The sequence below is a fragment of the Burkholderia sp. AU33803 genome (genome assembly GCF_002223095.1).
Taxonomy (GTDB): domain Bacteria; phylum Pseudomonadota; class Gammaproteobacteria; order Burkholderiales; family Burkholderiaceae; genus Burkholderia.
Window position 1 is genome coordinate 190278 of record NZ_NKFJ01000009.1, and the last position, 24335, is coordinate 214612.

23 protein-coding genes are annotated in these 24335 nt (G+C 64.4%); 13 read left to right on the plus strand and 10 right to left on the minus strand.

Translation table 11 applies throughout. From position 1 onward, the window contains the following. Window positions 1–26 precede the first annotated feature (26 nt). The 3 genes from CFB41_RS35480 (at window position 27) to CFB41_RS35490 (ending at window position 2812) form a co-directional block, all read left to right on the plus strand. Window positions 27–677, plus strand: coding sequence for a GntR family transcriptional regulator (locus CFB41_RS35480; protein WP_256941384.1), 651 nt, complete (start codon window positions 27–29; stop codon window positions 675–677). Window positions 678–1170: 493 nt separating this feature from the next. Further along, window positions 1171–1593: a TadE/TadG family type IV pilus assembly protein gene (locus CFB41_RS35485; RefSeq protein ID WP_089459905.1), complete on the plus strand. Its 423-nt coding sequence runs from the start codon at window positions 1171–1173 to the stop codon at window positions 1591–1593. 118 nt (window positions 1594–1711) lie between these two features. Beyond that, complete coding sequence (locus CFB41_RS35490) at window positions 1712–2812, plus strand: pilus assembly protein TadG-related protein (RefSeq protein WP_256941413.1); 1101 nt, start codon at window positions 1712–1714, stop codon at window positions 2810–2812. 188 nt (window positions 2813–3000) lie between these two features. Here the strand turns inward: CFB41_RS35490 and CFB41_RS37970 are convergent, their stop codons facing one another. After that, entirely contained in the window at window positions 3001–3291 is a 291-nt protein-coding gene (locus CFB41_RS37970) for a hypothetical protein (protein ID WP_144029998.1), read from the minus strand. 483 nt (window positions 3292–3774) lie between these two features. Between CFB41_RS37970 and CFB41_RS35495 the strand changes: the two genes are divergently transcribed. The 7 genes from CFB41_RS35495 to CFB41_RS35515 all read left to right on the plus strand — a co-directional run bounded on the left by CFB41_RS35495 (window position 3775) and on the right by CFB41_RS35515 (window position 9666). Continuing rightward, window positions 3775–4746, plus strand: a complete 972-nt coding sequence (locus tag CFB41_RS35495; RefSeq protein ID WP_089459907.1) for a LysR family transcriptional regulator — start codon at window positions 3775–3777, stop codon at window positions 4744–4746. Window positions 4747–4920: 174 nt separating this feature from the next. Further along, window positions 4921–5724: a hypothetical protein gene (locus tag CFB41_RS35500; RefSeq protein ID WP_089459908.1), complete on the plus strand. Its 804-nt coding sequence runs from the start codon at window positions 4921–4923 to the stop codon at window positions 5722–5724. Between the two features lie 222 nt (window positions 5725–5946). Beyond that, window positions 5947–6456, plus strand: a complete 510-nt coding sequence (locus CFB41_RS35505) for a DUF2199 domain-containing protein (protein WP_081058712.1) — start codon at window positions 5947–5949, stop codon at window positions 6454–6456. Between the two features lie 148 nt (window positions 6457–6604). After that, complete coding sequence (locus CFB41_RS37975) at window positions 6605–7021, plus strand: hypothetical protein (protein WP_144029999.1); 417 nt, start codon at window positions 6605–6607, stop codon at window positions 7019–7021. A gap of 229 nt (window positions 7022–7250) precedes the next feature. Next, window positions 7251–7847, plus strand: a complete 597-nt coding sequence (locus CFB41_RS37980) for a hypothetical protein (RefSeq protein WP_144030000.1) — start codon at window positions 7251–7253, stop codon at window positions 7845–7847. 768 nt (window positions 7848–8615) lie between these two features. Further along, entirely contained in the window at window positions 8616–8909 is a 294-nt protein-coding gene (locus CFB41_RS35510; protein ID WP_089460132.1) for a toxin-antitoxin system YwqK family antitoxin, read from the plus strand. Between the two features lie 406 nt (window positions 8910–9315). Further along, entirely contained in the window at window positions 9316–9666 is a 351-nt protein-coding gene (locus tag CFB41_RS35515; RefSeq protein WP_089443899.1) for a VOC family protein, read from the plus strand. Between the two features lie 249 nt (window positions 9667–9915). Here CFB41_RS35515 and CFB41_RS35520 read toward each other — a convergent pair whose 3' ends face one another. Further along, window positions 9916–10491 carry a DUF308 domain-containing protein gene (locus CFB41_RS35520; RefSeq protein WP_089460133.1) on the minus strand — a complete coding sequence of 192 codons (576 nt, stop codon included), beginning with the start codon at window positions 10489–10491 and terminating at the stop codon, window positions 9916–9918. A gap of 288 nt (window positions 10492–10779) precedes the next feature. Here CFB41_RS35520 and CFB41_RS35525 point away from each other — a divergent pair, with 288 nt between their 5' ends. Continuing rightward, on the plus strand, window positions 10780–12255 hold the full coding sequence (locus tag CFB41_RS35525) for an HD domain-containing phosphohydrolase (RefSeq protein ID WP_089460134.1): 1476 nt from the start codon (window positions 10780–10782) through the stop codon (window positions 12253–12255). A 231-nt stretch (window positions 12256–12486) separates the two neighbouring features. Here the strand turns inward: CFB41_RS35525 and CFB41_RS35530 are convergent, their stop codons facing one another. From CFB41_RS35530 to CFB41_RS35565, 8 genes are all read right to left on the minus strand, one after another. After that, entirely contained in the window at window positions 12487–12795 is a 309-nt protein-coding gene (locus CFB41_RS35530) for an EthD family reductase (protein WP_089459909.1), read from the minus strand. Window positions 12796–12855: 60 nt separating this feature from the next. Then, window positions 12856–14337, minus strand: a complete 1482-nt coding sequence (locus tag CFB41_RS35535; protein ID WP_089459910.1) for an MFS transporter — start codon at window positions 14335–14337, stop codon at window positions 12856–12858. A gap of 50 nt (window positions 14338–14387) precedes the next feature. Next, on the minus strand, window positions 14388–14984 hold the full coding sequence (locus CFB41_RS35540; protein ID WP_089459911.1) for a TetR/AcrR family transcriptional regulator: 597 nt from the start codon (window positions 14982–14984) through the stop codon (window positions 14388–14390). A gap of 132 nt (window positions 14985–15116) precedes the next feature. Further along, the gene (locus CFB41_RS35545) at window positions 15117–16589 is read right to left on the minus strand and encodes an NAD-dependent succinate-semialdehyde dehydrogenase (protein WP_089443901.1); all 1473 of its coding nucleotides are present in this window, start codon (window positions 16587–16589) and stop codon (window positions 15117–15119) included. 109 nt (window positions 16590–16698) lie between these two features. Continuing rightward, the gene (locus tag CFB41_RS35550) at window positions 16699–17190 is read right to left on the minus strand and encodes an Lrp/AsnC family transcriptional regulator (protein WP_006749694.1); all 492 of its coding nucleotides are present in this window, start codon (window positions 17188–17190) and stop codon (window positions 16699–16701) included. 91 nt (window positions 17191–17281) lie between these two features. Further along, window positions 17282–18682, minus strand: a complete 1401-nt coding sequence (locus CFB41_RS35555) for an aspartate aminotransferase family protein (RefSeq protein WP_089459912.1) — start codon at window positions 18680–18682, stop codon at window positions 17282–17284. A gap of 160 nt (window positions 18683–18842) precedes the next feature. Next, window positions 18843–19769 carry a glyoxylate/hydroxypyruvate reductase A gene (locus tag CFB41_RS35560; protein WP_089459913.1) on the minus strand — a complete coding sequence of 309 codons (927 nt, stop codon included), beginning with the start codon at window positions 19767–19769 and terminating at the stop codon, window positions 18843–18845. Window positions 19770–19781: 12 nt separating this feature from the next. Next, a complete protein-coding gene (locus CFB41_RS35565) occupies window positions 19782–20642 on the minus strand; it encodes a GNAT family N-acetyltransferase (RefSeq protein ID WP_089459914.1) in 861 nt (286 codons plus the stop codon). A gap of 467 nt (window positions 20643–21109) precedes the next feature. Here CFB41_RS35565 and CFB41_RS35570 point away from each other — a divergent pair, with 467 nt between their 5' ends. Further along, a complete protein-coding gene (locus tag CFB41_RS35570) occupies window positions 21110–21778 on the plus strand; it encodes a haloacid dehalogenase type II (RefSeq protein ID WP_089459915.1) in 669 nt (222 codons plus the stop codon). Between the two features lie 197 nt (window positions 21779–21975). Beyond that, complete coding sequence (locus CFB41_RS35575) at window positions 21976–23514, plus strand: methyl-accepting chemotaxis protein (RefSeq protein ID WP_089459916.1); 1539 nt, start codon at window positions 21976–21978, stop codon at window positions 23512–23514. The last annotated feature ends 821 nt before the right edge of the window (window positions 23515–24335 follow it).

The following is a 24335-nucleotide window of genomic DNA, read 5'->3' on the forward strand; positions in this document are numbered from 1 at the left end:
TAGATAATATATGCATGGTGGTCGGCATGAACTTTGAAGTCAAGGAAGATCGCTCGCTGGCCGATCGGATCGCTGCCGCGTTGGCGGACCGCATCATCTCGGGCGTCATCACGCCGGGCGAGTGGCTGCGTCAGGACCACATCGCGGCCGAGTTCGGCGCGAGCCACGTGCCGGTACGCGAGGCGTTCCGGCGGCTGGAAGCGCAAGGGTTGGCCGTGGTGGAACCGCGAAGGGGCGTGCGGGCGGCGCCGCTCGAGCCGGCGGACGTGCTTGAATTGGCCAAGATGCGCGCTGCTTTCGAGGCGCTGGCGCTGCGCGAGGCGATCCCCGCTCTCGACGCCCGTGCGCTGGAGGAACTCGATGCGATCCTCGATCAGGAGTCGGCGGCGCGCGGTATCGCCGTGCTCGGCACGCTGAACCTCAGGTTTCATCGCGCATTGACCGCGCGGTGCGGGATGCCGCGGCTCCTCGACGCAATCGGCGACATGCATCGGGCCAGTTCGCGGCATCTTTACGCGACGTGGCAGCAACTCGACTGGCAGGATCGCTCGAACGACGAGCATCGGAACATCGTCCGGGCGATACGCGACGGCGATGTGGACGCGGCGTGTGCGGCGTTGTCCGCGCACATCCTGGCTGCGGGGGATGCGCTGGCTCAGGCGTTGGGTAGTCGGTAGGTACGGGGGCAAGCTGGCGTCGTCGACTGGTCGCGAAGGCCGGGTTTGGGAATGGCTGCATCCGACGAATGCCGAGGCTGCGCGATCGATGCTGCAACGCTATCGCCGCAGGCGAGACGGCGGCCGAGCCAACCTGACTCTTGGCCTCCTGTCCGGCCGGTGGCAGAGACGCGTTGCAGGCCCATAAGCTGCGTTGGTGTTGCACAACTGAATCATTCGCGCCGATCTTCCCCCATTCCGTGTGCATCCGCTTGCAGGTGCGCTGCGCCGTCGACTGAGCGTCGACGCTTCACGGTTCAAGTCTGAAACATTTCCCCCCTCTCACGCCTTCCTTCATCGGCGTCGCAAGACGCTGTCCCCGCGCGTCAACCGTGTGCGACCGGTGGTGCGCAATTTGCTTGTTCGCTGACCGTATGCGGGGGAATGCATGCGGGAAGAAGCAATGAGAGCGCGTCGAACATCGCGTCAGTTTCTTATACGGGGAACAAGAATCATGAATCGACGACACTGGAAGCAGCAGCGGGGCGTTGCGGTTGTTGAATTCGCATTGGTGCTCCCTTTGTTGTTGTTGATCCTGTTCGGCATTATCGAATTCGGTCTCGTTATGTTCGATCAGGCCGTCATAACCAACGCGAGCCGCGAAGGTGCGCGAGCCGGGATCGTTCTGAAATCCCCCAAAGCTTCCACGACGGATATTCAGAATGTCGCGCTCAATTACTGCCAGACTCACTTGATCAGCCTGGGTAGCGCGTCAACGCCTACCGTTGCCGTTCCGTCGGGGCAGGGCGGGAGTTTCGGCACACCGCTCACGGTGACGGTCACGTATAAATTCACCGGCCTGGCTCTCGGGTCGTGGATCGGGCCATTGACCAAGCTGCTGACCTTGACAGCGACCACCGTCATGAACAACGAGTGAGGAGCCGGCCATGGATCACACTCGTTTCCGAGGTGGGCGGTCATCGCGCACGTGCAGACATTCGAAGTACGCTGGCCTCGCTTCGAAGCGCCGCCGGGATCAGCGAGGTGCGGTAGCGATTACGGTCGCTTTCTTGCTGACGATACTGCTCGGTTTTGGCGCCCTGGCGATCGACGTCGGCTATCTTTTTGTCGTGCGCAATGAGCTTCAGAATGCCGCCGACGCTGCAGCGTTGGCCGGTGCGCCATGTATCTATCCGCGAGCGCAATGCGGCAACACGAAGTCGACGGCCCCCGATTGGGCCACGGCGCAGGCGCAGACGGTACAGAGCGTTTCGTTGAACAAGTCGTCAAATATGACGCTGGTCGGATACGCGACCGATGTGACGTACGGCTATTGGGACGTGACGGGAAGCGTCAAGGGTCTTCAAACCACCAAGCCGGCGTCGCCGGCCGTCGGCGAGCCGGCCGTGCAAGTCGTCGTCACGCGTTCGGGAACGAAAAACGGTGGCGGCGTTCCTTCCTTTCTGGCGAAGGTCTTAGGTTTTCAGTCTGTACCCGAGAGCGCGGTGGCTGTCGCGGTTATTTCGGACCCCGGAAATGTCGGCGCCGGCGCGCTCTTCCCGGTTGCGATGACGAAATGCATGTACGACCAGTATTGGGATTCGACGAACGAAAAACCCAAGGTCGCAACCTCCACGACGCCGCCTGGCCCTGGTCAACCCAATCAGGTCGCCGGTCAGCCGTACACCTTTTACGTGACCTCGTCCTACCATGCCGGGCCTTGCGAGGCGAGTCAGTGGACGACGTTCGATACCACCGCCAATGATGTGCCGACGGTGCGGAACCTGATAGCCAGCGGCAATCCGGATCCGGCAGCGGTCGGATCGCCGAGCGGCGTTTGCTCGACCGCTGACAACACGTGCACGTATATCCAGCCCGGCACGAAGACGACACTGTATTCGTCCGTCAACGCGTGTAGTGCGGCCGGCACGAAGGCCTGTGAATATGTGCTGATCCCGATTGTTCAGGATCTCACGACGTCGTCCTACGAGCGGATTCTGGCATTTGCATGTGTGCACATTGACGGCGCGAGTGGCGGGAGTGCGAAATACATCCAGATGGAGATGAGCAACAATCCGGACAAATGCCAGGCATCAGGGGCGGGTGGCATCGGGGCCAACTACGGCGCGTACTCGCCTGCGCGCCTGGTCGAATGAGCGAAAGGAGATCGCAGGCATGTCGATCGGCCCGGGCACCGGTGAGCGGCCGTTCGATCCGCAACGACAAACGATGATTGCCGCATACCCCATCCAGTGCCTGTATGCAGGGTATGCATGAAGCTTGACCGAGTGCCGCCGCCAGGCCCGCGCGGCGGCGGTTCAATCACCGAAACTGCCGGGCGCGCTTACGCCGCCTTGGCTGCCGCCTCCTTTGCGAGCAGACGCTGCGCCTGCCTGTCACCTTTTCCTGCTTCCTGCGCGGTTTGAACCGAGGTCTCCGTTGCTTCCGCCAACATCGCGCGCGCGGCGCTGCTGATGTTGACCGTATACGACGACGTGGACGTGCTGGTGCTTGATCCAGCGGCCGAAGAAGCGGTTGCGCTCGCGGCCGGAGCCGTCGACGCCGACCCCGAAGTCGATGCAACCGACGGACCCGGTGCCTGCGCAGTACTTTGACTGATTGCCTGGATGGACATCTGACTCTCCCGATAGAAAAGGTGTGTACTGCGTTCCTTTTATCGGCGTCGATTCATGAAACATGAGCAGTATATTTTTGCCGTTTGTAGCCGTTCTTAATCATCTGTTAAGAAATGGCGACAATCGGTCTCTGCTGCGTCTCCAGGTCAGGGCCATCGGGTGAGCCGGTTGCTTTCGATTATTACGCATGCGGTGGCGGCGACCTGTCATGCGCCTGGCTAACTGTGCGTCACGCCACGAGCAGACAAACGGCAGCGTGTACCTTAGACTCTTGCCGCAATGACCATTGAGTGGCTGGAGGCTTCGTCAACGAGAGCATCCGCGAGACGCATCCGGTTCAGGGACGACATCGCCTTTGTCCATCTGATCAGCATCCGAGCGAGTCCCGAAAGGTTGGGCACCGTGTGGAAGCGTTGCTGCGGCAAAGCCGCTCGGCCGACGCGGTGAAGCCTGTGAACGATGGAAGTATCCAAGGATGCTGTATGGCGACCAAGCTGTCATTTGAAGTTCTCGAAGTTTTGGATGCAATTGACCGGACCGGTACATTCGCCGATGCGGCCGAGTTGTTGCATAGAGTTCCGTCGACACTCACTTACCTCGTGCAAAAGCTGGAAAGCGACATGGATGTCGAGCTGTTCGATCGCAGCGGCAGACGGGCGAGACTCACGGAAGCGGGTCGTGCTGTTGTGGAAGACGGGCGTCGACTTTTAGACGCGGCTCGACGCCTGGAGGTCAAAGCAAAAGGTATTCGAGACAGTTGGGAATCGGAGCTTCGACTGTGCGTCGATGCAATCTTGCCGATCCAGTCCTTATGGCCGTATGTCCATGCCTTCTACGACCTGGAGATGAATACCCAGCTCAGTCTTTCCACCGAGGTGCTTGGGGGCGTGTGGGATGCCCTGGTTACGCGGCGTGCCGATCTCGCGATAGGGGCGTTCGGCGAGCCGCCGCATGCCGCCAATATTGCGGCCCGGCCAATCGGAACCCTCCGGCACGTTTTTGTCGTGGCACCGGATCATCCACTCGCCCGCATGCCCGAGCCGTTGGAGAGCGAAACGATCGCAAGATATCGGGGTGTCGTCATCAGTGACACTTCTCGCGAACTGCAACCGCAATCTGTGGCCACCCGTGACGGACAGCCTCTGATCATCGTGCCGACGCTCGCAGCTAAACTGCAAGCACTGTGCGAAGGTATCGCTGTCGGGATGCTGCCCGATCTCGTAGCGAAAGAACCGATACACGAAGGCAGGCTGGTCGCGCGTCGCATCGTGGGTGCGCGCGAGTTCACGAATGGCTACCTCGCTTGGCGCGAGGACAAGGTGGGGAACGCCTTGAACTGGTGGATTGCGCAACTGGACAGCGCCGATCTGCTTGAACGGCTCCTGACGCCGCGTCAAGAGAGTCAAGGGCAGCCCGGGGCGCCCGCTTGCGCAGTCCGTTACCAAAGCGCGTAGTGACAGCCCGTCAGTGCTACTGTCTGAGGACCTTCGCCGGTGCATGCAGTTGGACGTTCGAAGGTCAGCTTGGCTCTGAACCTTGCTCCAACGGCGGTAGTGGATCGATTGATCGCCATGTCCTCCACGAACAATCGACAACCTGGAACTATACTGGGCAACCTGGAGGCTTCCATGACCGATCACGACAGACTGCATCCACTACGTCCGCTCCTGAAAAACTGGGTTTGGGAGCATGGTCGAATCGGGACTCGCTATCTCGACTGCGTAGATGGCGAAATCAGGTTTGACGAGGGCAAGAAGTCGCATTTCGCGGCCGAGAAATATATCTATGTGCCCCTTGGCAAGGGCGTTGAAGACGATGCATCTGCGGAGGGTCCTGCGATCCATGAGGCTGGACTTGCCCGGTTTTTGCGGGCCGCGCAGTTGGGTACGCCGGAGGAAGCCGGTTCCGTAGCGGATGTCCAGCGCGCAGTGCAGGACTGCGTGGAGATTGGCCTGTTCAGCGCATATCAATGGGAGGCTCGAAAGGCGTTTGCCCGCTACGCGCAGGAACCCATGTTCGATGACGAGATACGCGCGGCGGTTGTCGACGACATCCGGCGTATCTACGCCGGCATGCGGGAGCAACTGGCGCTGTACGATTTCAGTGTGCTCCACGGCTTGCCCATGCCGCTGCTTATCGGCGACACGCCCTTCATCGACTGGCGCGTGCGTGCCAGTCCGGCACTTCCGTTTGTATCGCTCCCGCTGGGACCTTACTGCCTGCTGGTAGGCGCGCCGTCAGGCAGGAAAAGCCGAATCGCCCCGGTCGTGTGGAAGGCCGCTGCCGCGATGGGTCCGTTGAAGGATCACAACCGCCAAATCGAGGAGCAGGCACGTCTGTGGCTGGTAGCGACTACGGATGACCAACTCGTCGCGGCGCAAAGCCGCATTGCTGCGGCCATCGGCTCCAGGCAAGGGAATGAGAAGCCCTGACCGAAGTTGACTTTGAGCAGATCGTCGGCGGTGGCTGAGTGATGAGCGGTAGTCGGTTGCCTCGTCGGGCGGTTATTGCCTGCAACTATCGTCGGATCACCGGGTTTTCCTGTTTTTCCGTACGGTGCAATGCGGTAGTGGCGTTATGCGGCCATGAACGGTCAGTCGACATGGTCACTTAGATCGTCGACAATTCGGTCACCGCCTTCACTGGTACCTACTATGTCCTTCGCCTTTCAATGCGCTACGTGCGGACAAACTCACGAAGGCATGCCGAGCTTTGGTGCTCCTGCACCGTTAAGCTACTACGAAGTACCGATCGCCGAGAGAGAGGTGCGTTGTGATCTGGGCAGCGACGACTGTGTAATCGACGAAGAATATTTCTTCGTTCTCGGCTGCATCGAAATCCCCGTTCACGGTGAAACTGAGCCGTTCTCCTGGGGAGTCTGGGTGTCTCTTAGCCGGGCCAGCTACGTTGAATGGGTGAAATGCTATGAAGAACGCAAACGTTCTCATGTCGGGCCATTCTTTGGATGGCTTAATGCTTGGCTAAAACCATATCCCGACACCATGAATCTTAAAACTCGGGTTCACTTGCGTGACGATGGAATTCGTCCCTACATCGAACTTGAGCCAACCGACCATTCTTTGGCGATTGAGCAAAGAAATGGAATTTCAGTCGAACGTGTGGCAGAAATTTATGCCCTTATGGTTCATGGAGACAACGCCTAAACAATCGGTCAGGAGGACCTTTTGGCAGCAGCATTGCGCGGTTTCCGGATCATGAAATGGACGTCATCCGGCCAGTTTCGGTCAATCGTTGCTAGTTCCGTAATCGTCGACAATTTAAGCTTGCAGCGTTGCTACATACATGATCCAAATGGCAGACCGGATTGCACTTGTTCGCGCAACCTTAGACGAGGTTGCAGCACTACGGGCCGTAGACTTTGGAGGTGACGAAGAGAATCTTCGCCAGCTGCTTAGTATCTATGGAGAGAACAGCGATTTGGCGGAATTGCTTTGGGCCGACCTGCCGGAGAATTATTGCCTGCAGGATGTTGCTGACCTGTTAAATCTGTGGGCGTGGCGAACTAACGACAATGGTCAGCGCATCATGTGCACCCTGACACGGTGGGTAAGTGAATGCTCGGATTTCGGTAAAGTTTGGGTCGCCCTGCATCAGGATGCTTATCCATTTATCGAGCGTTCAAGCCGCATTGAACATCTGCGTAGGGTAATGAGAGCGTTTCCGTCGTTACGTGCTACGTGCGAGGTGATGATCGAGCAAAGTCAGTGAAGGATGCGTAAGACTTGAACGGCTCGAAATGGCCGTTTCGGAGAAATCTGACGGGCCACTTCGGGTCGGCGCCTGCCGTCCCCGGGCGCAAATGTACCTACCCAGAGCGACAGCGGAGACGGTCGCTGGTCGGCCAGGTTGAGACATTCGACTCAGCCACATAAATCGCGGACAATAGGTAGTCCAAGCGCCCTGATGCACCAACTACAAATACTGATTCGAATCATATATGTGGCCTTTCAAAAAGCGTGTAACGGCTTCGGCTGCACTCCCCGCCTCGTCCTTAGACAAGGTCATAGAGGTGGCCGCCACTCCAGGCGATCCGGCTTACTGCTACGTTGAATTTGAATCGAATGGCGAGAAGGCCTTACAGCGACTGACGGAATTCTTTGACCTCGTGAAGGCTGCAAAGGATAGCGATGAGCCTGCCGACGAGTCGCAACTATCAGCTTATCTGACCGAGGCTGAACGCGCCTACTTTCCGAGCCTGACCGCGGAAGAAATGGCTGAGTGGAACGAATATTGGTTTTCCACTCCACTGCCGAAACGACATTCTCCTGAGATGCCGACGCCTGGATGGGATTTTGCGTCCATGTTAGACGCATTCTGGAATGGAGACTACGACCTCATTGCAATCCGACTGCGAGCAACACGGCATGTGTTGGAGTTCAACCCGCATGGTTATCCATATGGCGGCACCGGCAGTCTTGTTGCGATGGTTGAATGTTTCGGCCATCAGGTCATCGGCGTCGATGACGGAACGGGGTATGAGAAATACGTGCCACGTACGAACATCTGGAAGCCACGTGCTCGCCGTGTTGTCTGACCACGTATTGCGGCCGCATTGGATGACTGCTTCGGAGCGGGGCCGATGACCGCTCCGGGTCGTTAGCGGACGATCCTCAAAAGGGCGAGCGTAGGTCTTGGCGTAGGTTTGTACGCAGAGCCTTGTCAGATTAGGCGCAGGTACTGCTGCATCATTGGAGTGACGGGTGCAGGTGCTGCGGTGGGTTGCATGCTCATGTGACCGGGAAAAGTTGCTTTGGCTGCCCGAGTTTACTAGTGGCCCTAGTATGCCGGCGCGAAGTTCGCCGTTCGGCCAGTTGTCGCCGATCACGACATGCGGCTCGCACTACATGTTGGACAACCAAGTCTGGAGCAGCAACAATTCTGCAGCCAAGTCAACTCGGAAGCCCTTGCGAGCTTACCTACCACCCATCATGTGCGTCGACAGTCAGCCTCGCCCGTTTCGGTCAGAGCAAGAGGTTCTTTCTCAAATCGCCCAATTTAGTCCGGCTGGTGGGGACTGGTTACCGCTCGAGCGTCTTTTGGAAGATCTCTGGAGCATCGGGGTGTCGGAAAATTCGTTGAGTGTTCTATTCCGTCTTTTTGAACGATTCCCCGATAGTGATGGGGCGGGAGTACTGTGGAGCGTTGTTCATGGGGTCGAGAGTCTCGACATTCCTTATGAGCAGGAGCTGGCAAAGGCGCTCTCGCAATGCTCGTCTCACATGGGCAACATAATGATGTCGCGATTACGGCGCAGTCTTGAATGATGTGCTGGCTGACGAAGAGGTACAAAGCGGAGGGTGCAATGGCGGAATTGAACATAGCGGAAATTTTGTATCCAAGCGGTGCACTTAGATACCGCTATAGCAGATACTTGGCCGCTGACGGGCGGCGATGGATTCGGCACGGCCTCTTCGTTGAATACAGAGAGGACGGCACTATCGCGTCTGAAGGAATCTACGAACACGGCGTTGAGCACGGAGTCTGGAAGGATTTCCATCCAAACGGACAACTTGCCGCCCTTGGGGACTACGATCACGGAACCGAAGCAGAGAACTGGACGTATTGGGATGCTGAAGGGCGACGCGAGATAAAGTGACGGACGATCTCGACTGCGGCGAGCGTCGGTTTCAGCGTAACTTTCTAAGCTAACCTTTGTCAGATAAGCCGCAGGTACTGCTGCATCATTGGAGTTACGGGGGCTGGTGCTGCTGCTGGCGTGCTCATGTGACCGGGAAGAGTTGCTTTGGCTGCGTGAGTTTACCAGCGGCCCGCACGTGACCGCTCGAAGTTCGCCGTTCGGCCAGCTGCTGGAGATCACGACCGGCGGCTGCCGGCCAGGAAGCGACGTTCCGACGTAACAATCGTACGCCCACGTATGGACGGTCATGCCTGTTGCATCATGCCCAAGCAGTCAAGCACTGCATGAGTCTGGCCGCCGCTGCTGTAAGCCAATTATTTTGGCGTCTGATACATTCAGTTGGAATCCGTTTCGGGGATACGTCATGAAGCTTCGTACCGTGTATTTGAAGGTGAGTGATATGAGGAAGTCCACTTCTTTCTGGGAGCGACTTCTCGGATATGAACCGCTTAAGCAGTCCGACAAGTGGACTGAATTCATGATCGGCACAAACAGACTGGGCCTTTTGTTAAACGATTTTGGAGATGAGATAAAAGGTAGCAGCTCCGTGCCTGTATTTGAGTTCGAAGAGAATGCGCTTCACGAATTCGTGAAGCGGGCAACAGAAAACGGAGCCTCCGTCGTGATGGACGGATTGAAGATCGAGTCCATGAAAAGCATCGTATTGAGCAGCCCGGACGGACACGAGTTCGAGCTTTGCATGTGCCGCAACTAACCAACAGCTTTGCAGTTCGTCGGATGCCGTACGAACGACCGCTTGCCGGCGACGAAGGGCCGTTGAAAGTGCCGCGACGAGTGTCGCTTCCGGGTCGTTCAGACTCGTTCGCGACCGCCAAACACCCCCTGTTTCCACCACTGCGATCCTCTGCATGAGCCCATGCGTTGCACGACATGTGCCCTTGACCGCAACCACGGCGACGGCGACGGCACCCCGTGGCGTGACATCTTCATCTCGATCGACGGCTCACGACGCGCTGCGTCGTGCCCGCCGCAACTGCAGCCACAGTGCCGATATCAGGAAATAGGCGGCGCCTACCGCCGCGTAGCCCGCGATCTTCGCGATGGCGGGCGGCATGGACGCGTGACTTTGCGCGATGAACAGCACGCCGGCGAGCGCGGATTGCGCGCCGCTCAGAACCATCGCCCACTGCGCGCCGACCTGTTTCCAGCGACGCAGCGCCGTGCCGAGCTGCAGCAAGCCGGAAAGAATCGCCCAGATGCCGAACACCGTGAGCACCGCATGCGTGTCGGCATTCAAAGCCGGAAAAACCGCCAGCGTCGTGGCCGCGCTGATCGCGACGTTGACCGCCTGGGTCCGGTTCGTCGCCGCTCCGCCGCTGCGGGCGAGGTCGACGAAATTCGCGACCGCATCCCAAGCCGGATAAACGATCAGCAGGATCGCCGCGCCGGCCGCGCTCTGCCGGCCGACGGAAAATGCCAGCGCGACCCAGAGCAGCGAGAATATCGCCCGGGAAAAGTAGTACCGTTTCAGCCATTGTGCGTCGGCGGGGGCACGGAATTCGGGGGAGTGGTCAGCCATTTGCATTCCTTCGTAAATCGGATCGTCGTTCCGGCCGGCGTGCAGCGTGTCCGCCGTGCGGAGGTCGTGCCGACCGGATCTCCAGTGCACCGAGTATCGCGATCGTCGCGGTCGCCCGCCATCGGTCGGATGTCCGATGGCGAACGCGCGCCGGCCGCGCGCACCGGGCAGCGGCCGACCTCGCCTCGGGCCGGGTGCGGCGCACGGCCGATCCGCACGCGCATGCACGGCGCGACGTCGTCGCGTATGATCGTTTTCCCGTTCCCGTGAATGCCCGCGCCTCATCCGATGCCCGACGCCGAAGCCCGTCACACCCCGTTGCGCATATTCGACGCCGTCCGCGCGCTGGCCTTCATCGGCGATCTCAGCATGGGGCAGCCGACCGATCATTCGCTGCGCACCGGCTGGCTGGCGGCACAGCTCGCGCACGCGGCGGGATTCGACGCGTCGGTGTGCGACACGGCCCGCGAAGTCGCGCTGTTGCGCTGGTCGGGCTGTACCGCGAACGCCGCGGGTTTCGCTCAGGCGTTCGGCGACGATGTCGCGATTCGCGCCGCCATGCTCGAGAACCGGCCCGGCCTCGCCGAAGCGGTCGGCCGCGCCGGCGCCGCGATGATCCCGCTCGCGCAAATCCATTGCGAAGTGTCGGGCGAAGTCGCGCGAATACTCGGCCTCTCCCACGCCACGGAAACCGCGCTGCGGCACATCTTCGAAAGCTGGGACGGCAACGGGCTTCCCGCACGGCTCGCGCGGGAACAGGTGCCGGCCGCGGTGTCGATCGTCACGCTCGCGGGCGATCTCGACGTATTCAGCCGCACGTACGGCATCGAGCAGGCCATCGAATGGATCGGGCAACGCGCGGGCGCGCGATATCCGAGCGCGCTCGTCGACGCGGCTGCGCACGACGCCGCACGCTGGCTCGCGGCGCTCGATCACCTGCCGCCCGACGGTCTCGACGCCGCATTGGCCACGCCCGATATGCAAGGCGCGACCTCCGCCGAATTGATCGCGGACGTCATCGATCTGAAACTCCCGTGGATGACCGGGTTCTCGCGTTCGGTCGCCGTGACGGCGGCCGCGTGTTACGAGCGCCTGTCGCCGGATGCGGCCGCGCGCGAACGCGTGTACCGCGCCGGGCTGATTCATGGCATCGGCAGGGCCGCGGTGCCGAACGACGTGTGGAACCTGCCGACGCGGCTGCCTGCAAGCGCATGGGAAAAGGTGCGGCTCGTGCCGTACTGGACGGAGCGCGCCGGCCGGCAGACGGGCGCGCTCGGTGAAGCCGCGGTGCTTGCGTCGTATGCGTACGAGCGGCAGGACGGTTCCGGTTATTTCCGGGGCGTGCGCGATGCGGCGCTGACGCTGGAAGCGCGCGTACTCGCGGCATCGCTGGCGTGGGTCGCGCTGCGCTCGGCGCGCCCGTGGCGGGCGGCGCTCGATGATGCGGACGCCGCCGCCCAATTGCAGGAAGAAGCGGCGCGCGGCCGGCTATGCGGCGACGTGGTCGCGGCGCTCGTCACGGGTGGCGCGCCTGCGGCCCGGCGCATGGCCGCTCGCGCGTCGCACGACGGCCCGCGCCTGTCGCCACGGGAAATCGACGTCCTGCGGGCCATCTCCCGAGGGGCGAGCAACAAGCAGGTCGCGCAGGCGCTCTCGATGAGTCCGAGCACGGTGCGCACCCATGTCGAGAAGGCGTTTCGCAAGCTCGAATGCTCGACGCGCGCCGCGGCGACGCTCAAGGCATCGGCGATGGGGTTGCTTTGACGCGATCCGTGACGCACGAAGCATGACGCATGACGCATGACGCATGACGCATGACGCATGACGCATGACGCGCGATGCGCATACGCATACGCATCCGTGGATGCGTCGACGCACGACCCGGCCGGCATGATTCAAGGTTCGCCGGTCCTGCCGTGTACGTCGTGAATCAAAAATCGCGTTACGCCATTCAGGTCGCCCAGTCGTTCGTCGGTCGCCCGCGACCGGCGGCATTCATTCGACGCCCGAGAACACATCCGTGATGTAGCGATCGGGCGCGATATCGGTGAACGCGTCGATATCGGCCATGATGTCGGCCGTTTCCGCGGACGCGAACGCGGCGTCGAGCGCTGCCCGATCCGTGAAGCGGCACATGGCCACGACGACCACCTCGCTGTCCTGCCGTGCGGGGAAGAACGCATCGACGTATTCGAGCCCGTACGGTTTCCACGACTTTTCCACCAGAGGAATGTGCTGCTCGACGTAGTAGCGGGCATCGAATCGCGCACCCATCACGCGACGATAGGAAACGACGAAAACCATGAGAAACCTCCGGGTTGGACGGATGCAACGTTGAATGTCGATACGGGCGATCTCGGGCGATCACGGTCGTTTGCGCGCGGGGCCGAAGGCCGGCTGCCCGGCGGAGCGCACCGACGACGGCGCGGCCGGTGCACGCGCGAGCGAGATGCCCAGCGCGGCGCCGACGGCGAGGAACACCGAGATCGACAGGAGTGCGACGATAAATGCGTGCGCAATGGCCGCCGGATCCTGGCGCGCGCCCAGAACCGTATAGAAAATCCCGCCGATGATCGCGACGCTGAGCGACGTGCTGACCTGCAGCGTCGAGCTGGCGATACCGGCGATCATCCCCGCCGCCGCCGGTGCGACGCGCCCCGTCACCATGCGCATCAGCGTCGGCAGCGCGAGACCTTGTCCGAACCCGATCACGAAGAGCGCGGCGGCGAGCGGCACGGACGCGAGCGGCATCCCGATCGGCGTCGTGTCGATCAGGCAGGCGAGTCCGACGAGCCCCACGATCTCGAGGCCCATGCCGAGCGGATTCACATAAGCGCCGATTGCACGCGTGCACAAGGGCGTCGACAGCGGGCCAAGCAGAAACCCCACGCCGAACGGCAGGAACACGAGGCCCGCGCTCAACGCGTCGACGTGCAACGCATTCTGCAGATACACCGAGAACAGCAGGAAGAACGCGCCGATCGCGTACAGCAACAGCGCGATCAGCAACGCGCGGCCGAGCCCCGGTGCGCGCAGCGCGGCCGGATCGAGCAGCGGTGCGCCGCCGCGGCGGCCCAGCCGGCTCTCGTAACGCCAGAAGCCCCACGCGAGTGCCGGCGCCGCGATCAGCGAGGCCCAGGCCCACACGGGCCAGCCCGCCTCGCGCCCTTCGATCAGCGGCACGATCAACGCGCCGAGCGTCAGCATCGACAGCGCGGTGCCGCCGAGGTCGAGCTTGCGCGCATGCTGCGCACGCGTTTCCTTCAGCAGCGGGATGCCGAACACGACGACCAGCATCGCCAGCGGCAGGTTGACGAGGAAGATCGTCCGCCAGCCGAGGTTCAACAGGTTCAGCGAGATCAGGATCCCGCCCAGCGCCTGCCCGATCACGGCCGCCAAGCCGAAGACCGCGCCATACAGGCTGAGCGCGAGCGGCTTTTCCGATTCCGGGAAGATCGCCTGGATCGACGCGAGCGCCTGCGGCGCCATGATCGCGGCCGTCACACCTTGCAATGCTCGCCCGGCGATGAGCATCCCCGGCGAGCCTGCGAGGCCGCACAGCGTCGAGGCGATGGCAAAACCGATCAACCCGAGGAAAAACACGCGGCCGCGACCGTACAGGTCGCCCAGTCGCCCGCCGGTGATCAGCGTGACCGCGTACAGGCCGGCATACGACGAAATCACCAGTTGCTCGGCGGACGACGTCGCGCCCAGCTCCGCGCGAATCGACGGCAGGGCGACATTGACGATGAAGAAATCCAGCGGTGGCAGGAACGCGCCGACGAGCAGCACCGCGAACATGGCCCACCGACGCGGGTCGGGCGATCCGGGATCATTCCGTGACATGAACGGTTCTCCATACGGAACCAATCGGTTCCAAAGTGGGTAAAAAAATTTCAATCGAGCAGGCGCATCGTGCGGTCGACCAGCGCGAGCATGTCGGCCTCGGGCACGCCGGTCTTGCCCACCACGCGCATGCCCTCGACCTGGCAGACGAGCAAACGCGCCAGCACCTGCTCGTCCTGCTCGGCGATCTCGCCGCTTGCCTGGCCGCGCACGATCGCGCCGGCATAGAGCTGCTGCAAGCGGCGGAACATGCGCCCGGTACGCTCCGCGACATCCGCGTCGCGGGCGGCCAGTTCCGTGGTCATCGCGACCGCGAGACAGCCGCGCCGGCCGGCGTCGCCGACGGACAGGCGCGCATAACGCAGCAGCGAGTCCCGGATGGCCGCTTTAACGGTGCCGGGTTGCGACAGGATGTCCGCGGTTGCCTTGAGCCCGTCGGCCATATACAGGTCGAGCGCCGCCAGCAGCAGCGCTTTCTTGTCGCCGAAGGCCTTGTACAGGCTGCCGCGCGACAAGCCCGTGCCGGCCATCAGGTCGGGCAGGGACGCGCCTTCGTACCCGTGATCCCAGAAGACGGCCATCGCGTCGCGCGCGGCATCTTCCAGTTCGAATTCGCGGGGGCGGCCCACGCCGGCGGAATTGGCCATTGATCGGTTTCGCAATTGATGCGGTGTCCAGGAATGGATCGCATTATAAGAACCGATCGGTTCCTATGTCAACGCATGCTTTCAGGCCGGGCAGTGCGATGCCGCCCTCGCGGGCGGCTCGCGCCCGCCCAATCAATCCAGCCCGCCCTGGCACAGATACTTGATCGACAGGTAGTCGTCGAGCCCGTAGCGCGAGCCTTCGCGGCCGTAGCCCGATTCCTTCACGCCGCCGAACGGCGCGGCCTCGCTCGCGAGCGCGCCTTCGTTGATCCCGACGATGCCGGTTTCGAGCCGCGCCGACACGCGCGCGATGCGCCGCACGTCCTGCGTGTAGAAATACGCGGCGAGGCCGAACGGCGTGTCGTTCGCCGCGTCGACGGCGTCGTCCTCGGTGTCGAACCGGAACAGCGGCGCCACCGGGCCGAACGTTTCCTCGCACGTGAGCTGCATGTCGGCGCTCGCGTCGGCGAGCACCGTCGGCGCGTAGAAGTTCGGCCCCAGCTCGGTGAGGCGCTTGCCGCCCGTCAGCACGCGCGCGCCGCGCTCGACGGCATCGCCCACGTGCCGCGCGATCTTGTCCACCGCGCGCGCGTTGATCATCGGGCCGATCTGCGCGGCCGGGTCGGTCGCCGGCGCGACCTTCAGCGCGGCGACGCGCGCCGCGAGCTTCGCGGCGAACGCGTCGTACACGCCGGCCTGCACGTAGATGCGGTTCGGCGATACGCACGTCTGCCCGCCATTGCGGAACTTCGCGGCCATCAGCCCGTCGACCGCGGCGTCGAGCTCGGCATCGTCGAACACGATGAACGGCGCATTGCCGCCCAACTCGAGCGACAGCTTCTTCAGTGTCGCGGCCGAATCGCGTGCGAGCAGCTTGCCGACGGCCGTCGAGCCGGTGAACGTAATCTTGCGCACGCGGCTGTCGGCGAGCCAGTCGGCGGCCGCGTCGATGCCGCGCTCGCGCGACGCCGTGATCAGGTTCAGCACGCCCGCCGGCACGCCGGCTTCCTGCGCGAGGAACGCGAGCGCGAGCGCGGTGAGCGGCGTGTCCTCCGCGGGCTTCGCGACGACCGTGCAGCCGGCCGCGAGCGCCGGCGCGATCTTGCGCGCGATCATCGCGAGCGGGAAGTTCCACGGCGTGATCGCCGCGACGACGCCGATCGGCTCCTTCACCGCACTCAGCCGCTTGCCGCGCTGCTGCTGCGGAATGATGTCGCCGTACGTGCGCGTCGCTTCCTCGGCGAACCACAGTACGTACGACGCGCCGTACGCGACTTCGCCGCGCGCTTCCGCGAGCGGCTTGCCCTGTTCGCGCGACATCAGCTTCGCGAGATCGTCGGTGTTCGCGACGATCGCCGCGTGCCAGGCTCGCAGTGTCGCCGCGCGGTCGCGCGCGGGCGTCGCGCGCCAGGCGGGCAGGGCGCGTACCGCCGCATCGGTGGCCGCACGTGCGTCGGCGGCGCCGCTGTCGGGTGCATGGGCAACGGTGTCGAGCCGTGCCGGATCGGTCACGGGGAAGCGGCTGCCGTCGAGCGCGTCGCGCCACGTGCCGTCGATCAGGTTGGCGGAGCGCAGGAGTTCGGTGCGGGTCAGCGAAAGCGGCATGGCAGGTCCTTGGATGAAGCGGTTCGGCGACGACGGCGGCGCGGCACGCGCGCGACTGTCCCGTACGGACAGCGACGCTGCCGTATTCGCGGGGGCCGCGCGCGGTGCGTCAGTGACGTTCGCCGAACAGCGATTCGAGCGGGTAGTGCCGTTTGACGAACGGCGATTTGATGATCACGTAACTGAAATACTTCTCGATGCCGATGTTCTGCTCGAGCAGCCCTTCGACGATCGTCTGGTAATGGCTCACGCTGCGCGTGATGAACTTCAGCAGATAGTCGTAGCCGCCGCTCGCGAGGTGGCATTCGACGATCTCGTCGACGTTGCGGATCGCCGCGACGAAGCGGTCGAAATCCTCGCGTCGATGGTCGGCCAGCGTGACTTCGGTGAACACGACCTGCACGTCGCCGAGCTTCTCGAGCTGGATATGCGCGCCGTACCCGCCGATGTAGCCGGCCTTCTCGAGCCGCTTCACGCGGATCAGGCAGGGACTGGGCGACAGCCCGACCGCATCGGCCAGTTCGACGTTGGTCATGCGGCCGCGCTTCTGCAACTGGGAGAGGATGCGCAGGTCGATGCGATCCAGCTTGCTGTCCGTCATGTTCACGTGAGTCGGGAGTCGGAAAAATGGAATGTCCGGTTACTTTAGAGTCGAAAGATATCCGCCACAAGCCCGGCTTTCCCTTGGCCCGTCAGGCCGGCTGCGCGTGCGCGGCATCGAGCGCGCGCTGCACGCCCGCATCGGCCAGCACGTCGTCGAGCGTCTTGCGCACGCGCTCGAACAGCAGGTCGAATTCGCCCGCGGTGAAGCTCAGCGCCGGCGCGAAGCCGAGCACGCCGTCGCCGAACGCGCGGAAGACGATGCCGTTCGCATAGGCGGCCGCCGCGATCTTGTCGGGCACGTTCAGTGCCGGATCGAAGCGCGTCTTGTGCGCCTTGTCGGTCACCAGTTCGAGCGCGCCGAGCAGGCCGACCGAGCGTGCGTCGCCGACGAGCGGATGCGCGCGCAGCGCGTCGAGGCCCGCGGCAAAGCGGGGCGCCATCGCCTGGCCGTTCGCGAGCAGCCCGCCTTCGTGATAAAGCTTCAGCACCTCGAGGCCGATCGCCGCGCTCACCGGATGCGCGGAATACGTATGGCCGTGGCCGACCACCGGCGAATCGGCGCGGCTGCCCGCGATCCCTTCGTAGATCTCGTCGGACATCAGTACCGCGCCCATCGGCGCATAGCCGGCGGTCAGCCCCTTCGCGACGGTCATCAGGTCAGGATCGACCTGTTCGGCCTCGCATGCGAACAGCGGGCCCGTGCGGCCGAAGCCGGTGATCACCTCGTCGGCGACGAACAGGATGCCCAGGCGCCGGCACGCGTCGCGCATCGCCTTCAGCCAGCCGGCCGGCGGCACGATCACGCCGCCCGAGCCTTGCACCGGCTCGCAGAAGAACGCGGCGACGTTGTCCGCGCCGAGTTCGGCGACCTTCGCTTCGAGCGCGGCGACCGACGCGGCGATCAGCGCCTGCGGATCGCTGCCGAGCGGATGGCGATACGGGTAGGGCGACGGAATGTGGTGCTGATCGGCACGCGGCAGGTCGAAATGGCGATGGAACGCCGGCAGCGCGGTGAGGCCGGCGCCGATCGACGACGAACCGTGATAGCCGCGCTCCAGCGCGATCATGTGCTTTTTCGACGGGCGGCCGGTCGCGTTGAAATAGTGCGTGATGAAGCGGATCGCGGAATCGACCGCGTCCGAGCCACCGAGCGTGAAGTACACACGATTCAGCGACGGCGGCGCGAGCGCGGCGAGGCGTTCGGCGAGTTCGATCGCCGGCTGCGAGCCGAAATGGAAATAGCCGGTTGCGTACGGCAGCTTCGCCAGCTGGTCGGCGGCAGCTTTCACGATGCTGTCGCGGCCGTAGCCGACGTTCACGCACCACAGGCCCGAGAACGCGTCGAGCAGCGTATGGCCGGCGGCATCGCGCAGGAATACGCCGTCCGCGGATTCGAGCACGGTGACGCCGCGCGCTTCGTGCGCACGGTAGTTGACGACGGGGTGGATCAGGTGTTGACGATCAGCTTCGATCAGCGCGGCTTGGTTCATGGCAGGCGGGACTCTCGTCAGGTGTCAGCGGTGAGTTCATGCTAACGGGCGAGAAATCCGGATGCGTCTTCAATTTGCTACCCGAAACGTATGCGCGCGGCGTTTGCACGGCGCGCTTCGGCATTTTCTGCTGCGCGCCCCATGCGGCCGGACATCGACGTCAGTAGCCGCGCGCCCGATCGACGACGCCGATCATCGGCTGGCCCGCGCGATGGCGCGCGAGGTTCGCGAGCACCGCATCGACCGCGGTGTCGGGCCGGGTCGCGCTCGCGATGTGCGGCGTGATGCGGATGCGCGGATGGGCCCAGAACGGATGGCCGGCCGGCAATGGTTCGGGGTCCGTCACGTCGAGGATCGCGCTGTCGACGCGGCCGCTCGCGAGCGCCGCGAGCAGCGCGGCTTCATCGAGCTGCGGGCCGCGCCCGACCTGCACGAGCGAAGCGCCGGCGGGCAGCGCATCGAACACGCGTGCGCCGAGCAGCCCGCGCGTGCTGTCGGTCAGCGGCAGCAGGCAGATCAGGATGTCGGTGCGCGCCAGGAACGCGTCGAGCGCCGCGTCGCCCGCGTAGCACTCGATGCCGTCGAGCGAGCGCGGCGTGCGGCTCCAGCCGGCGCACGGGAAACCGAAGCGCCGCAGCGTGTCGAGCACGGCCTGGCCGAGCGTGCCGAGGCCGAGCACGCCGATGCGCCGCGATGCCGCCGCGCGCACCGGTTTCTCGTGCCACACCTGCTGGCGCTGCTGCGCCGCGTAGTCGAACAGGTCGCGATGGATCGTCAGCACGGCCTGCGTCACGTATTCGACCATCCCTTCGACGATGCCCGGCTCGATCATCCGCACGACGGGGATGTGCGACGGCACGCGCGACAGGTCGAACTGGTCGATGCCGGCGCCGACCGAGAACACGACTTCGAGATTCGGCAACAGCGCGACCGGATCGTCCGGCGGCAGCCACGCGGCGAGATAGCGGACGGCCGCGGCGTCGCCGAGGTCCGGCCAGATCCGGAACGGCAGATCGGGCGCCTGTTGCGCGAAGCGTGCCGCCCATTGCGCACCGCGCACCGGGTCGGCCTTGTAGAGAAAGCTCATCGTGTGTCCCGTTCAGCCAAGCGCCTGGCTCACGATCGCGAACGCGCGCAGCCCCGGGTCGCGCGCGGGCGTCGTGCCGCGCGCCATCGTGACGACGGTATCGACGCGCGGCAGCCCGAGCCCGTCCAGCCAGTCGGACAGCCCGCTGTCGCTCGGCAGGTCGACCCGCACGAACATCCCTTCGTTCAGCGCGAGCCAGTGGCTGATCAGCGCCTGCGCGCGCAGCGCATCCGGCGCGATCACCGGCCCGATCACGTGGCCCGGGCCGAAGCGGCGGAACAGCGCGAAGCCGAGCAGCTCGCCGTCGCGATCGAGCGCGATGCCGTTCGCGACGTCGAGCAGTGCGTCGATCACCGCGCCGCGTTCGTAGCCGGCCGCGCGCGACGCGAGCGCGGCGAGGCGCGGCCCGTCGTTGGTGCCGAGCGGGCGCAGGCGCTCGCCGGGCGGCAGCGAGATCAGCGGCGGCCGGAACGCCGCGCCCTGATGCTGGTTGATCGTATCGATCGCCTCGAAGCCGAACGCCGCGTACAGCGGCTCGCGTCCCGGCATCGCATGCAGAAAGACGGTGCGGGTGCCGAAGTCGTCGAGCGCGCGGGCGAGGAGCTCGCGCTCGATGCCGCCGCCCGCGCGCTCGGGTGACACGATCAGCATGCCGAGCGCCGCGTGCGATTCGCCGAGGCGCCAGCCCAGCGCGGTCCCCACGACGCCGGTCTCGTCTTCGGCCACGATGCCGCCGCCGAGCTGGAGCACGAAGCGCCAGTCGTCGAGCCGGTGCGGCCACTTGACCGCCTCCGACAGCCGATGGGCGGCGGGCAGGTCGGTGTCGGCGAACGGGCGATAGGTGAGCGTGCGGGAAGGGTTGAGGTCGGACACGCCGGACTCCGGATGGGTGGAAATGACACATTCACTCTGCCAGCGCGGGTGCGGCGCGGATAGGACGATTCGCCTGTTTTCGGGCGGGGACGGGCCCGCCCGCGAGATCGACGCAAACCCGTTCGATCGACGCGGACGAACGCGCGGATCGTGCCGGCGCGGCCGGTCAATCCCGCCACTCGTGCTGTGCGAACAGCACTACGATGAATGCACGGCGGCGCTGCCGCCTGCCGGCGGGCCGCGCTGACAGGCGAGCCCGCTGCGGCAGCGCGGCGCCCACCGGCCGGCCCTGCCGCGCCGCGCCCGATCGCACCGCAGATCGTGCTGCATGCGCCGGGCAACTTGCGGCGATTGTGCGTTTTGAGCGGCGCCGAACGATGCGCGAACGACTTTTTGCCCTGATTCAATTTCGTTGAACCCAGCCCATCCCCGGCCGTGCCGGGGCTTCACACCGACAGGACCCGACCATGATCCAGTTTGAACCGAAGTACATCACCTTCGACTGCTACGGCACGCTGACCCATTTCCGGATGGCCGAGACGGCGCGCGAAATCTACGCGGACCGGCTGTCGCCGGCGACGATGGAGGCCTTCGTGCGCGCATTCGCCGCCTATCGGCTCGACGAGGTGCTGGGCGCATGGAAGCCGTATCGCGACGTGGTCGTCAACTCGGTCCGTCGTACCTGCGCGCGGCTCGGCGTGACGTTCGACGAAGCCGAGGCCGAGCTGTTCTATCACGCGGTGCCGACCTGGGGCCCGCACCCGGACGTGCCGGCCGGGCTGTCGCGGCTGGCGTCGAAGTACAAGCTGGTGATCCTGTCGAATGCGATGGACGAGCAGATCATGAGCAACGTCGACAAGCTCGGCGCGCCGTTCCATGCGGTGTTCACCGCGCAGCAGGCGCAGTCGTACAAGCCGCGCATGCAGGGCTTCGAATACATGTTCGACAAGCTCGGCTGCAAGCCGGAGGACGTGCTTCACGTGTCGTCGAGCCTGCGCTACGACCTGATGACGGCCGAGGATCTCGGGATCAGGCACAAGGCGTTCGTGAACCGCGGCCACGAGCCGGGCACGCCGTTCTACAACTATTACGAAGTGTCGGACATCGGCCAGCTCGCGACGCAGCTCGGTTTGTAAGGCGCCTGCGCCGGCGGATTGCCGATCGCCGCGACGGGGTGGGACGGAACACGGCCGTGATGCCGCCGGCGTCCATCGCCACCCGTCGCGCGTTCGATCAGCGCACGAAACGAGGGTAATTACCGATATCGAGTCGTTCAAGGCGGGGCCGCCCGGGCCGATATATGTACCGAACGGTTAATTTTTCGAGGCCCCGCATGAAGTTGTCCACCAAACTGCTGATGCTCGTCGCCGCGGCGTTGCTCGGCGTCGTCCTGCTCGCCGCGTTGTCGCTGCACACGCTGCGCGACGCGCTGATCGACAGCCGCCGCGAAGAGATCGTCATGCTGCTGACCAAGGCCGAGCATCTGGTCGATTCGTATCGCGCGATGCAGACGAGCGGCACGCTCACGCAGGAGCAGGCGCAGCAGCAGGCCAAGGCCGCGCTGGCGGCGCTCAACGCGAATTCGAAGAGCTACTTCTGGGTCACGACGTCCGACGGCGTCAACCTCGTCCACCCGAACGCGAAGTTCATCGGCACGCGCGCGAAAGGCAACCGCACGACCAGCGGCCTCACCGACAGCGAGGCGTACCGCGCGGGCATGGCGCAGTCGCATTTCGCGCTCGTCGACGTGCTGATCAAGCGCAGCCCCGACGCGGACCTGGAGCCGAAGCTGCAGGGCGTGGTCGCGATTCCCGACTGGGACTGGTGGATCGGCACGGGATTTTTCTACGACGACATCAACGCGGCGTTTGCCCGGCTCGCGACGGTGCTGGGCGCGATCACGCTCGTCATCGCCGCGGCGCTCGCGGCCATCGCATGGGGCGTGCTGCGCAGCGTCAGGCGCACGCTGGGCGGCGAGCCCGCGCATGCGACGCAGATCGCCGCCCGCATCGCCGCCGGCGAACTGGACGTGCAGTTCGATACGGCGCACGCCGCGCCCGGCAGCCTGCTCGTCGCGCTCGGCGACATGAAGGCGCGGCTGACCGACACCATCGCCGAAATCCAGACCACGACGCACTCGATTGCCACCGGCACCGGCGAGATCGCGCAAGGCAACCTCGACCTGTCGCAGCGCACGGAGCAGCAGGCCGCGTCGCTGCAGGAAACGGCCGCGAGCATGGAGCAGATGACGTCCACGGTCAAACAGAACGCGGACAACGCACGCCAGGCGAATGCGCTCGTGGGCCAGGCGAAGGAGGCGACCGAACTCGGCGGCGCCGCCGTGCAGGCGGTCGTCGAGACGATGCGGCAGATTTCGGACGGATCGGTGCGGATCGCCGACATCACCGTCGTCATCGAAAGCATCGCGTTCCAGACCAACATTCTCGCGCTCAATGCCGCGGTGGAAGCCGCACGGGCCGGCGAGGAGGGGCGCGGGTTCGCCGTCGTCGCGTCGGAAGTGCGCTCGCTCGCGCAACGCAGCGCCGCGGCCGCGAAGGACATCAAGGGATTGATCGACGCGTCGGTCGAGCGGGCCGGCAGCGGCAGCCGGCTCGTCGAGACGGCGGGCGAGCGCATGACGGAGATCGTCCGGTCGATCGACCGGGTGGCCGACATCATGGGCGAGATTTCGGCGGCATCGGCCGAGCAGAGCACCGGCATCGAACAGATCGGGCTGGCGGTCGCGCAAATGGACGAAGTCACGCAGCAGAACGCCGCGCTCGTCGAGCAGGCGGCTGCGGCCGCGTCGTCGCTGGACGAGCAGGCGGCGCGCCTGCGGGCCGCCGTATCGGTATTCCGGCTCGCTGCGTGACGGCTGCGCGCCGTCCACCCGCGGCCGGCGCATCGTCCTGTCTGACCGCCTGACCGCCTGGCTGCCTGACCGCCTGACCGCCTGACCGCTGGCTGCCTGACCGCCTGACCGCCTGACTGCCTGACCGTCTGACCGTCTGACCGTCTGACCGTCTGACCGCCTGGCTGCCTGGCTGCCTGACCGCCTGACTGCCTGACTGCCTGACCGTCTGACTGCCTGCGGTGCGCCGCGCCGGCACACGCCCGGCGTGCGCGCCGACATGCCGGTGATGGACGCGTCGCCGCCTGGCGGCGCGGTTCCTGACGGCTGCACGGCCCCGGTTTCCGGGCAGTCCCGTCACCCTCCGTCCTCCCCCAAAGCCGTTCCGATCGAGCGGCATTCTTCTGAACTTTCCTGCGCGACGTACCGTCGCGATCCGCGCTACCGACGCCCGTGCGTGCGGCGATTCGCCGTGACGTACCGCTCGTTTCAGCCGTCGTCGCCAGGCGCGCACGCGTTCGATACAAACATGCGGTTTGCGTGAGCCAAACGCGCGCCGGATGCCGAACGGGCAATTTTGTCGGCGCAATCTGCGGCGGCTGCGGCCTTACGATTTCCTGCATCGACACGGGTTGGGCAGCCGCCGCGACACGCCGCCGGGCACACGGCCACGCGGATGCGCACGCAGCAAATCATGCTGCGCAGGCCACCCAAAACGGTCGATTCGTATCGTGCGGGCCGCCCGAATCGCGACAAACCGCATTTTGGCGATGCTTAAATGAATTGCATGACGACGTTGCGACCGCCACCAGCACGCGGGCGCGGCGGGATTCGAGAACACG

Excerpts from the sequence above, each read along its gene's own strand:
- CFB41_RS35480 (WP_256941384.1), top strand. The coding sequence starts at position 27 with ATGAACTTTGAAGTCAAGGAAGATCGCTCGCTGGCCGATCGGATCGCT.
- CFB41_RS35485 (WP_089459905.1), top strand. The coding sequence starts at position 1,171 with ATGAATCGACGACACTGGAAGCAGCAGCGGGGCGTTGCGGTTGTTGAA.
- CFB41_RS37970 (WP_144029998.1), bottom strand. The coding sequence starts at position 3,291 with ATGTCCATCCAGGCAATCAGTCAAAGTACTGCGCAGGCACCGGGTCCG.
- CFB41_RS35495 (WP_089459907.1), top strand. The coding sequence starts at position 3,775 with ATGGCGACCAAGCTGTCATTTGAAGTTCTCGAAGTTTTGGATGCAATT.
- CFB41_RS35500 (WP_089459908.1), top strand. The coding sequence starts at position 4,921 with ATGACCGATCACGACAGACTGCATCCACTACGTCCGCTCCTGAAAAAC.
- CFB41_RS35505 (WP_081058712.1), top strand. The coding sequence starts at position 5,947 with ATGTCCTTCGCCTTTCAATGCGCTACGTGCGGACAAACTCACGAAGGC.
- CFB41_RS37975 (WP_144029999.1), top strand. The coding sequence starts at position 6,605 with ATGGCAGACCGGATTGCACTTGTTCGCGCAACCTTAGACGAGGTTGCA.
- CFB41_RS37980 (WP_144030000.1), top strand. The coding sequence starts at position 7,251 with ATGTGGCCTTTCAAAAAGCGTGTAACGGCTTCGGCTGCACTCCCCGCC.
- CFB41_RS35510 (WP_089460132.1), top strand. The coding sequence starts at position 8,616 with ATGGCGGAATTGAACATAGCGGAAATTTTGTATCCAAGCGGTGCACTT.
- CFB41_RS35515 (WP_089443899.1), top strand. The coding sequence starts at position 9,316 with ATGAAGCTTCGTACCGTGTATTTGAAGGTGAGTGATATGAGGAAGTCC.
- CFB41_RS35520 (WP_089460133.1), bottom strand. The coding sequence starts at position 10,491 with ATGGCTGACCACTCCCCCGAATTCCGTGCCCCCGCCGACGCACAATGG.
- CFB41_RS35525 (WP_089460134.1), top strand. The coding sequence starts at position 10,780 with ATGCCCGACGCCGAAGCCCGTCACACCCCGTTGCGCATATTCGACGCC.
- CFB41_RS35530 (WP_089459909.1), bottom strand. The coding sequence starts at position 12,795 with ATGGTTTTCGTCGTTTCCTATCGTCGCGTGATGGGTGCGCGATTCGAT.
- CFB41_RS35535 (WP_089459910.1), bottom strand. The coding sequence starts at position 14,337 with ATGTCACGGAATGATCCCGGATCGCCCGACCCGCGTCGGTGGGCCATG.
- CFB41_RS35540 (WP_089459911.1), bottom strand. The coding sequence starts at position 14,984 with ATGGCCAATTCCGCCGGCGTGGGCCGCCCCCGCGAATTCGAACTGGAA.
- CFB41_RS35545 (WP_089443901.1), bottom strand. The coding sequence starts at position 16,589 with ATGCCGCTTTCGCTGACCCGCACCGAACTCCTGCGCTCCGCCAACCTG.
- CFB41_RS35550 (WP_006749694.1), bottom strand. The coding sequence starts at position 17,190 with ATGACGGACAGCAAGCTGGATCGCATCGACCTGCGCATCCTCTCCCAG.
- CFB41_RS35555 (WP_089459912.1), bottom strand. The coding sequence starts at position 18,682 with ATGAACCAAGCCGCGCTGATCGAAGCTGATCGTCAACACCTGATCCAC.
- CFB41_RS35560 (WP_089459913.1), bottom strand. The coding sequence starts at position 19,769 with ATGAGCTTTCTCTACAAGGCCGACCCGGTGCGCGGTGCGCAATGGGCG.
- CFB41_RS35570 (WP_089459915.1), top strand. The coding sequence starts at position 21,110 with ATGATCCAGTTTGAACCGAAGTACATCACCTTCGACTGCTACGGCACG.
- CFB41_RS35575 (WP_089459916.1), top strand. The coding sequence starts at position 21,976 with ATGAAGTTGTCCACCAAACTGCTGATGCTCGTCGCCGCGGCGTTGCTC.